This is a genomic window from uncultured Porphyromonas sp., from assembly GCF_915070105.1.
Lineage (GTDB): Bacteria > Bacteroidota > Bacteroidia > Bacteroidales > Porphyromonadaceae > Porphyromonas.
This window is the reverse complement of the sequence record NZ_CAJZFJ010000086.1, coordinates 1-7964: the sequence shown is the minus strand read 5'-3', so window position 1 is coordinate 7964 and position 7964 is coordinate 1. Positions and strand designations below refer to the sequence as shown.

The 7964-nt window shown below is 51.9% G+C and carries 6 protein-coding genes; 1 reads left to right on the top strand and 5 read right to left on the bottom strand.

Annotated elements, in window-relative coordinates:
• The first annotated feature begins 507 nt into the window (after positions 1 to 507).
• On the top strand, positions 508 to 972 hold the full coding sequence (locus QZ554_RS07680) for a hypothetical protein (RefSeq protein WP_297195593.1): 465 nt from the start codon (positions 508 to 510) through the stop codon (positions 970 to 972).
• A gap of 103 nt (positions 973 to 1075) precedes the next feature.
• On the opposite strand, the gene mutL is transcribed toward QZ554_RS07680, so the two are convergent.
• The 5 genes from mutL to QZ554_RS07655 all read right to left on the bottom strand — a co-directional run.
• The gene (gene mutL / locus QZ554_RS07675; RefSeq protein ID WP_297195591.1) at positions 1076 to 3001 is read right to left on the bottom strand and encodes a DNA mismatch repair endonuclease MutL; all 1926 of its coding nucleotides are present in this window, start codon (positions 2999 to 3001) and stop codon (positions 1076 to 1078) included.
• Entirely contained in the window at positions 2998 to 3258 is a 261-nt protein-coding gene (locus QZ554_RS07670; RefSeq protein WP_297195589.1) for a hypothetical protein, read from the bottom strand. Before QZ554_RS07670 ends, mutL begins: the two co-directional genes overlap by 4 nt.
• A 29-nt stretch (positions 3259 to 3287) precedes the next feature.
• Positions 3288 to 5279, bottom strand: a complete 1992-nt coding sequence (locus QZ554_RS07665) for an OstA-like protein (protein ID WP_297195587.1) — start codon at positions 5277 to 5279, stop codon at positions 3288 to 3290.
• Positions 5280 to 5537: 258 nt separating this feature from the next.
• The gene (locus tag QZ554_RS07660; protein WP_297195585.1) at positions 5538 to 6935 is read right to left on the bottom strand and encodes a peptidylprolyl isomerase; all 1398 of its coding nucleotides are present in this window, start codon (positions 6933 to 6935) and stop codon (positions 5538 to 5540) included.
• A 39-nt stretch (positions 6936 to 6974) separates the two neighbouring features.
• Positions 6975 to 7964, bottom strand: a 990-nt coding sequence (locus QZ554_RS07655; RefSeq protein ID WP_297195583.1) for an RQC domain-containing protein, incomplete at its 5' end; no start/stop codon positions are given.

The following is a 7964-nucleotide window of genomic DNA, read 5'->3' as shown; positions in this document are numbered from 1 at the left end:
CAAAAATACCGTTTATTCCGCTAAGTTGTCCCCTCATATTCTCAGTCTCCCTATTTACGCACCTCTCCCGCTGAGTGGCACTTTCTCGAGTAGGCCTAGGACGCAGAGGATTCTTCGCTCTATTAGAGGAGGAATAGGACTAGTCACCAAGCGTCTCTCGTGCCCCCTTTAGTAAGCATACTGAGAACGCATCCACGTTCCTATAAAGAGCGTCCTCATCACCTATGTAAGGTGATGAGGACGCTCTTACCGAGAGCGCATTGGCGCTCTCGGTATCATCGTTTTTCCCCGCTTGATATGTTTGATATAGTGTGTGTTATGTTGGGGCACGAGCTGCATCCTCTTCCTCAGAGAGGAGGGCTATGTGCGTGCCTTCCTCCCATTGCCTCTACATCACGTAGATACAGGCCATGAGATATCTGAGAAAAGAGTGTGATGATAGGTTTTGTAGAAAAATGTACCTTTAGGGTATCATTAACAAGTTCACCTAACTAACATAACACATCAATGAAACATTACTATCAACTCTCGTGGCGAGTTTGGCTCTCTACTGGAATTGCCTATGCCTCCCTTCTCGTCCTCCTAGGATATACCTTGTATACCCCAGAGTATCGAATTCTCGCCCCCTTCATCCTCTTGATCATAGCCCTGATGAGTATCACGGTTCTTTGGAAACCCGTATACTACGAGTGGCAGCCTGATGGACTACAGGTACGTCTCTTGGCCTTTAAAAAGTTCTACCCCTATGCTCAATATGAAGTCGAAGAGGATGGGACACTTCTACGCCGTATCCGTCTGCGTCTCTTTGGCTCAGGTGGCTTCTTCGGCTATCTTGGCTACTTCTGGATCGTAGATCGTGGGATCAGCCTATGCTATGTCGCCCATGAAGGACAGCCCGTGCTCTTCATCCATAAGCCCGGTAGCAAGCGGGGAATCTATGTCAATGGTGTGAAGCCTGAGCAACAAGCTTAGCACCACCCTCACCAATAAGTAAGGCGAGAGGCGCAGGTCGGGAACTCATCCTAACCTGCGCCTCTCGCCTTTGTCTCTATGGGGATTGAGGAGTGCTTGCGCCTTAACCAAAGAAGCTAGACAGGGTCGTCTCGCTGAGTAGTGTGATGATGCTCTTACCCGAGGGTGTTAGGTAGGCATCAGAGCTAGAGGTGAGGTCTGAGAGTAGCTCCGCAACCTCATCACTGGTCTTGGGGAGTGGCATCTGCAATACCTCTGCTTCAGCTGCAGCCTCGGCAAGGAAGCTCCGCACGTATTCGCTACCCGAGCGGTGGGTATCGAGGCTATCGGCGACGATGAGGCGGACGAAGTTGATAGCCTCCTTGGTCAATAACGAGGGAGCCTCAGAGACAGAGAAGTGTCCATCTCCTAGATCGCCAAAGTCAAAGCCTAACTTCGAGAGTTCCTCCATCACAGCTAGAGCCGTGGGAAGCTCCCCTGGGGAGAACTCCAGAACCTCGGGGAAGAGAGGCTGCTCTGAATTATAGGCGAGGGATGAAAGCCCGCTGAGATAGCTGTCATAGATGATGCGTAGCTGGGCTCGCCTTACATCTATAATGGCTAGGGAGTCGGCTAGGGTCGTGATGATATAACGGCCTTGGTAGAGGAGAGAGCTTGCTGTGAAGAGAGGGGTGGGGCGCTGTGCCCTCGCTGTGGAGAGACGTATGCCTGGTGAGCCAAACTCTTCGTCTGATGGGGTGGGGAACAAAGGTTCGGCAGACGATGTGCTCTCGAAGCTCATACTATCGAAGTGTTCCCCTAGGTCGTCCCAGTCGATCTGTGGCTCCTTGGGGCGCAGGCTACGTCCAGAGAGTGTCCTCAGGACAGCTCCTCCGGTAGAGAGTGAGAAGCCCTGCATAGATCCCTCTGATGGTAGCTCTCCCTCATCCTCCATCTGATACTGCTTGTCCAGGTCGAGGACGACATCCCGTCTTCCCTGATAGGCTGGGATCTCGATGGGTATGCCTTGCTCGAAGTCTATAGATGGGGTGAGAGCATGAGAACTGAATGCTTCTTTTACGAGACTAATGATGATCTGAAAGATCGTCTCACCATCCAAGAAGCGCACATCCGTCTTCTGCGGATGTATATTGACATCAATGTTCGCTGCTGGTATGGTGAAGAATAGGAAGTAATGCGGTTGCGTACCCGCTGGGATGAACTTCTCGTAGGCCAGCATAACGGCCTTGTGGAAGTAGGGGTGACGGATGAAGCGATTATTGACGAAGAAGTACTGCTGAGCACCACTCCTCAGTGCTGTCGATGGCGTGCCGATGAAGCCACGTATGCTACAGAAGTCGCTTTCGTAGCTCACGGGGAGCAGTGCCTTGGCGAGCTTCCCTCCTCCTATCCCGAGTATACGTTCCTTCTGTGTGCTACTAGGGAGCACCTTGTCATACTTCCCTGTCCCCTTGAGAGTGAAGGCTACCTGTGGATTGGCTAAGGCTACCTTAGCAAACTCCTTCCAGATGTCACTCAGCTCGGTAGACTCCTTGCGAGCCTCGATGTGCTTGCGTCGCCCAGGGGTGTTGTAGAAGATATTCATCGCCCTAAGGGTCGTGCCCACAGGGCAGGCTATAGGGGTCGAGGACTTGACCTTTGCCCCCTCAATGCGTAGCTCTGTACCTACCTCTTGCTCCGAGGTACGTGTCCGTAGCTCCACCTGACAGACAGAGGCAATGGCAGCAAGAGCCTCCCCCCTGAAGCCCATAGTGGCGAGGCTATCAAGATCCTCGATCTCACGGAGCTTAGAGGTGGCATGCCGCTCGAATGCCATACGAGCATCGATGGGGGACATACCCTTCCCGTTGTCTGTCACCTGCACCGCCTCACGCCCTGCGCCCACGATCTCGATCTGGATCTGCGTCGCACCGGCATCGATGGAGTTCTCTAGGAGCTCCTTGACGATGTAGGCAGGGGCGGGTACGACCTCACCTGCTGCGATTTGGTTGGCTATGCTCTCGGGTAGGAGGCGGATGATATCGCTCATCGGATGAAGAAGTACCAGAAGGCAAACCCAAGCACCAAGAGGGCTAGCATGAGGCGGATGGTCTTACGATCACGATCTGAGGATGTGATACCACGCCTGTGCTGGCGCTGTAGGTGCTCGGTAGAGCGGACAAAGGTGCCTCTTAGGTGTGCCGAGGAGTCATACTGGCTTGGCTCTGTGGGGCTAGAGGCTTGCTGACGCATCTCCTCTATGGCTCTATCTGCCTCCTCGGCAGATAGCTCCCCTGAGGCGATCATCTCCTGCCGGATACGCTCTACACGCTTCTCTAGTTCCTCTTTACGAGGATCCCAGTAGATGAGCTTGTGCTCGAACTGTCTTGGTCTTCTTTGTTTGAAAAAACTCTGGATACCCATGATGTATTGATAATCGGGGATTGCTCTGTGGGTTTGTCCGAAGCTAGAGGGCGAAGGACAAACTGATATTGCTTGCGGTACTCTTCCTTCGTCAGAGGCTTACGAGTCCTCATAAGGGAGTCGGTACGTAGGGAGTCTTGGCGAGCCTGCTCATCGAAGACTTGGTATGCTGATAGAGCAGCCTTGATGCCACTGAACTTGCGAAGATCTGATAGGGGCATAGGCGCTTGCTGTGCTTTGCTCACGGAATCTATACCGAAGATAACGGCCTCCTTGTCCATAGGCCTGCGGTCAGAAGCCCAAACGAAATCCTTTAGACGATTGACCTCTGATGTGGTAGCCATGCTTAGGGGATAGAGCTTGCCCTCAACAGGGCCAGTCCAGAAGCTCCGCTTGACGACACCCGAGTCTAGGGTGACATACATGGTGCTACTGGTCATGCGGTTCATCCCGGTGTAGTCATTGGACTTTTCGTCCTTCATATAGAGTATGGTCTCGACATTTCCATCTACGTTGATCTGCCGGACTGTGCTATCGGCGATGTAGGCACGGAGCTTATCCCCCCGCATTTGGTTGTAGTAGTCTACACTATCGATATGCTCCACGACGAGAGAGCCCCCTAGGACATCCACATAGTCGATCTTGCCATTACGGAAGTAGAAGACGGTAGTATCGCCTGAGAGCTGACGAGCCTCACTCCACATATATGGCCTCCCATAGAGCGAGAGGATAGAGTCTGTCGATATATAGCTCATAGAGTCTGCTATAGCCTGCGCATCTCTACGATAGATACGAACATGATGGTAGCCTCTCAAGAAACGCTGCAGGGTATCTGGCTTCTTGCCGAGGGTGGTATCAGCCATCAGGCTATCGAGCTTCCTCCTATCGCGTATAGGGACACTCACTAGCTCTAGGGTATCGGCGGCTACATAGAGCGTATCCTTCTGTGAGTAGTCCTCGGCATGTGCTCTATAGGTGGAGAATGCATAGCTACGCTTGTCGTCAAAGAAGCCATAGTCCCCAAAGAGCGTTGCCTTCTGTGCTGTATCCGATAGCTCCATTCGCCCAAAAGCCTCACCAATCTTGGCTCCTCCATCGTAGTAAATGGAGTCACCTATGAGGGCTTTGCTCCCCGAGTAGACGGTAGAGCGGTCAAGCAGGATCCCGATGTCTTTACCTACATCATAGATCCCTCGCTGGGAGATGATCTGCCCAGAGTCTGATACGATGAGGGTCTCACCCTCGTAACGTCCTATCTGACTCTGCGTGTTGTAGAAGAGATGCTCCGTCGTCATCGTCGTCCGCTCATTGACAAGCTTGACATTGTATCTGAACTCTGCATCATTGGTCGCTGGAAGGAATTGCCCATAGTCCGAGGTCAAGGTGTTCTTGGCATCGGAGACCGATCCCCCCTCGAAGTAGTAGGCGATGTCTGCTATGCGGTCATAGTCTAGACTGTCGGTATAGAGGTCTGTTGTGGGGTTGGCTAGGTGGACGTTGTACCTTAGGCGAGCGACCTTGCTGATGCCATCATAGAAGAGATAGCGAGAATACATATTGATCGTGTCTCCCTGCACCATGTGTACATTCCCAAAGGCCTCGAAGCTTTGCGCTTCTTCATTGAGGTAGGCGCTGTCGCAGGTCATCGTTGCATTCCCATGCTTGAGGACGATGTTGCCAAGTAGCTTCTGAACACCAGGCTGTAGAGAGGCATCATAGCTGAGGATGTCAGCATGCTCTATATAGATCTTCTGTGGAGCCTTGCTTGTCTTGCCTGCTAATTGGTTTTGGCTGGAGGTAAGGGTGTCTAATCCTCCTTGAGCTCGGCTCGTGAGCGATAGAGCACGATGAGAAGCACTAGAGGTCAGATAGCTAATGCCAATAAAGACAATAACTACTGCCATTAGCACGAAGCGAATACTTCGTGAGTGCTCTCTGTCTCTTTCTTGCTCTTGCTTCATCTTGTCTTGATCTAGTCTCTGCCGATTGTATCCTAGAGTCTTATCTCTATACAGCTCGCCATTGCTCCAAAGTACTCTCCGATATGTCCCTATAATATGCACACTAGTCCCCCCATACCTAGGCGGTAATGGGGGGCTAGTGCTATGGAGAACACCCTCTCGTTGCTCTGATATCGAGTAGGGAGGGCATTAAGGAAAGGGCTACTTATCTTCGTGAATCCAACCTGGGTACTGGAAGGCACAGTTCCTATAGGCTTCGTTGATGTGAATGTGGGTTGCCTTCTGCTTGGCACGGATCCACTCGTCAATGACCTTGCTACGCTTCTTGGCTAGAGCCATCTCCTTGATGGTGCGGAAGTCCGTATTCATATTAGCTATGTGCTCTGGATGCTCTTCCTTTAGACGGATGATAGCCACCTGCTCTAGTCCCTTTTCTGTACGCATGGTGAAGGGCTTAGAGACTTGCCCAACCTTGAGCTGGTAGGCTATCTTGGCGATGTCCTGTGGAAGGTCCTCATAGCGGAAGCTGGAGGACCCAGAGAAGTCGCTCTCGTTGGAGCTATTGATCATGAGCCCGCCATTGTTGTAAGTGTCCTTGTCCTCTGAGTAGAGTGATGCTGCTTGATCAAAGGATAGCTTACCCTCATCAATGAGCTTAGCGATGGAGTCCATCCGCTTGGTAGCAGCCTCGAGAGCAGTCTCATCCACCACAGGGCGAACGAGGATATGTCTGAAGTTTACGAGGTCCCCTCTCTTCTCGATGAGCTGTGCTATATGGTAGCCTTCGTCTGTCTTGATGATGGGGGAGACTCGTGTCTTGTCGGAGAGGTTAAAGACGGCTGTGGCGAAGGTTGGGTCAAGGGAGACCTTACCAACGAATCCATACTCACCACCCTGTAGAGCTGTGCGCTTATCCTCGGAGTAGAGACGTGCGATGGTGGAGAATTCACGCTTGCCCTCATTGACGTCATCAGCATAGCCTCTGAGTACTCCCTTTACTCGGTCGATCTCCGTGAGGGGGATCTGTGGTTGTAGGGCAATAATCTCTACCTCGATTGTCTTGGGGACAAAGGGGAGGCTATCCTGAGGAATACTCTTGTAGAAGGAGCTAATCTCGGAGGGTGAGACCTGTATGCCCTGAGCTATCTTCTGCTGCATAGCACGTACGATCTCCTCGTTGCGCATCTGCACTGCCTGCTCCTCGCGGATCTGGGAGAGCTTCTTATTGAAGTACTCCTCAAGCTTTTCCTTAGATCCGAGCTGAGAGATAGCATTCTGTATCCACATCTCTACCATACGGTTTACTTGGGTCTCATTGGCTTCGATACTATCGATCTTGGCTTGGTTTAGGAAGAGCTTCTGAATGGCGATACGCTCGGGGATGATACAGTCCAAGTCGCCCTCTATGCCCTGACCTTCACTTCGCAGGATAAGTTTCTGGTACTCGATGTCAGAGAGGAGGATAGGCTCATCACCCACCATCCATACGACCTGGTCTGCGATACTCCTCTTCTGAGGCTCATCCTGTGTCGGCTGTGCTAGGAGTATACCTCCGATGGAGAATAATCCTAGCAGGCTGAGGGCTGTCTTACATCTCATCTTGTGCTAATAATCTGAATGGAGAAAATTGTATATCGTCTAGTTGGCTAGCTCGGAGAGGAACTTGATACGCACCAGACGCACCTCCTCCTCGGAGTAGTCGCTGCCTAGGCTAGAGAGTGCCTCATTGATATCGTCTGTCGTAGAGTTCTTGAAGTACTCGTATATATCCTCGATACGATCCTCGTCTATGACCTCCTCGATGAAATAGTTGATATTGATCCGTGTCCCTGAGTAGACGATCGCCTCGACCTCGCTGATCAGGACATCGAAGTCTAGCCCGAGGGCAATGGCTATGTCGTCGAGGGCGACCTTGCGGTCTATCTGCTGGATGATGCTCACCTTGAGCTTAGACTTGTTGGGGAGAGTCCGCACTCTCATATCTGCAGGACGCTCGATGTCGTTCTCCTCCACATGTCGGCGGATTACGTCAAGGAACTTCTGTCCATAGCGTGCCGCCTTACCTGCTCCGACTCCAGGGATGTTCTGTAGTTCCTCCATCGTGATAGGGTAGAGGGTAGCCATGGCCTCGAGCGAGGCATCCTGGAAGATCACGTAGGGTGGGACACCATTCTGCTGTCCTACCTTCTTACGAAGATCCTTCATGATGGAGTAGAGTACGGGGTCAGTAGACTCGCCTGCTCCGCCATTCTGTCCAGAGGGTGCACCCTCCTCGGCTTCTTCTTCGCTCTCGGTGATCTTGAAGCTCGTAGGCTTCTTCATATACTTCTTCCCTGCAGGGGTGATCTTCAGTAGGCCATAGTTCTCTACGTCCTTGGTCAGATAGCCCGTGATGAGGGCCTGGCGGATGACGGTCGTCCAAGTAGACTCCTCTGTATCCCGGCCGACACCGAAGCAGTCCAGCTCCTCATGGTGGAATGACTCAACATCAGAGTTGGTATTCCCCAGGAGTATGGTGATTACATAGTCAGCATTAAACTTCTCCTTCAGGGTACTGACGACCTCTAGGAGGTTTAAAAGTAATTCTTTAGCTTCCACTTTATTCTTAGGTACTAAACAATTATCACA

Bases quoted from the DNA above. Each gene is read 5' to 3' on its own strand.
- QZ554_RS07680 (WP_297195593.1), top strand. From the start codon at position 508: ATGAAACATTACTATCAACTCTCGTGGCGAGTTTGGCTCTCTACTGGA.
- mutL (WP_297195591.1), bottom strand. From the start codon at position 3,001: ATGAGCGATATCATCCGCCTCCTACCCGAGAGCATAGCCAACCAAATC.
- QZ554_RS07665 (WP_297195587.1), bottom strand. From the start codon at position 5,279: ATGGCAGTAGTTATTGTCTTTATTGGCATTAGCTATCTGACCTCTAGT.
- QZ554_RS07670 (WP_297195589.1), bottom strand. From the start codon at position 3,258: ATGATCGCCTCAGGGGAGCTATCTGCCGAGGAGGCAGATAGAGCCATA.
- QZ554_RS07660 (WP_297195585.1), bottom strand. From the start codon at position 6,935: ATGAGATGTAAGACAGCCCTCAGCCTGCTAGGATTATTCTCCATCGGA.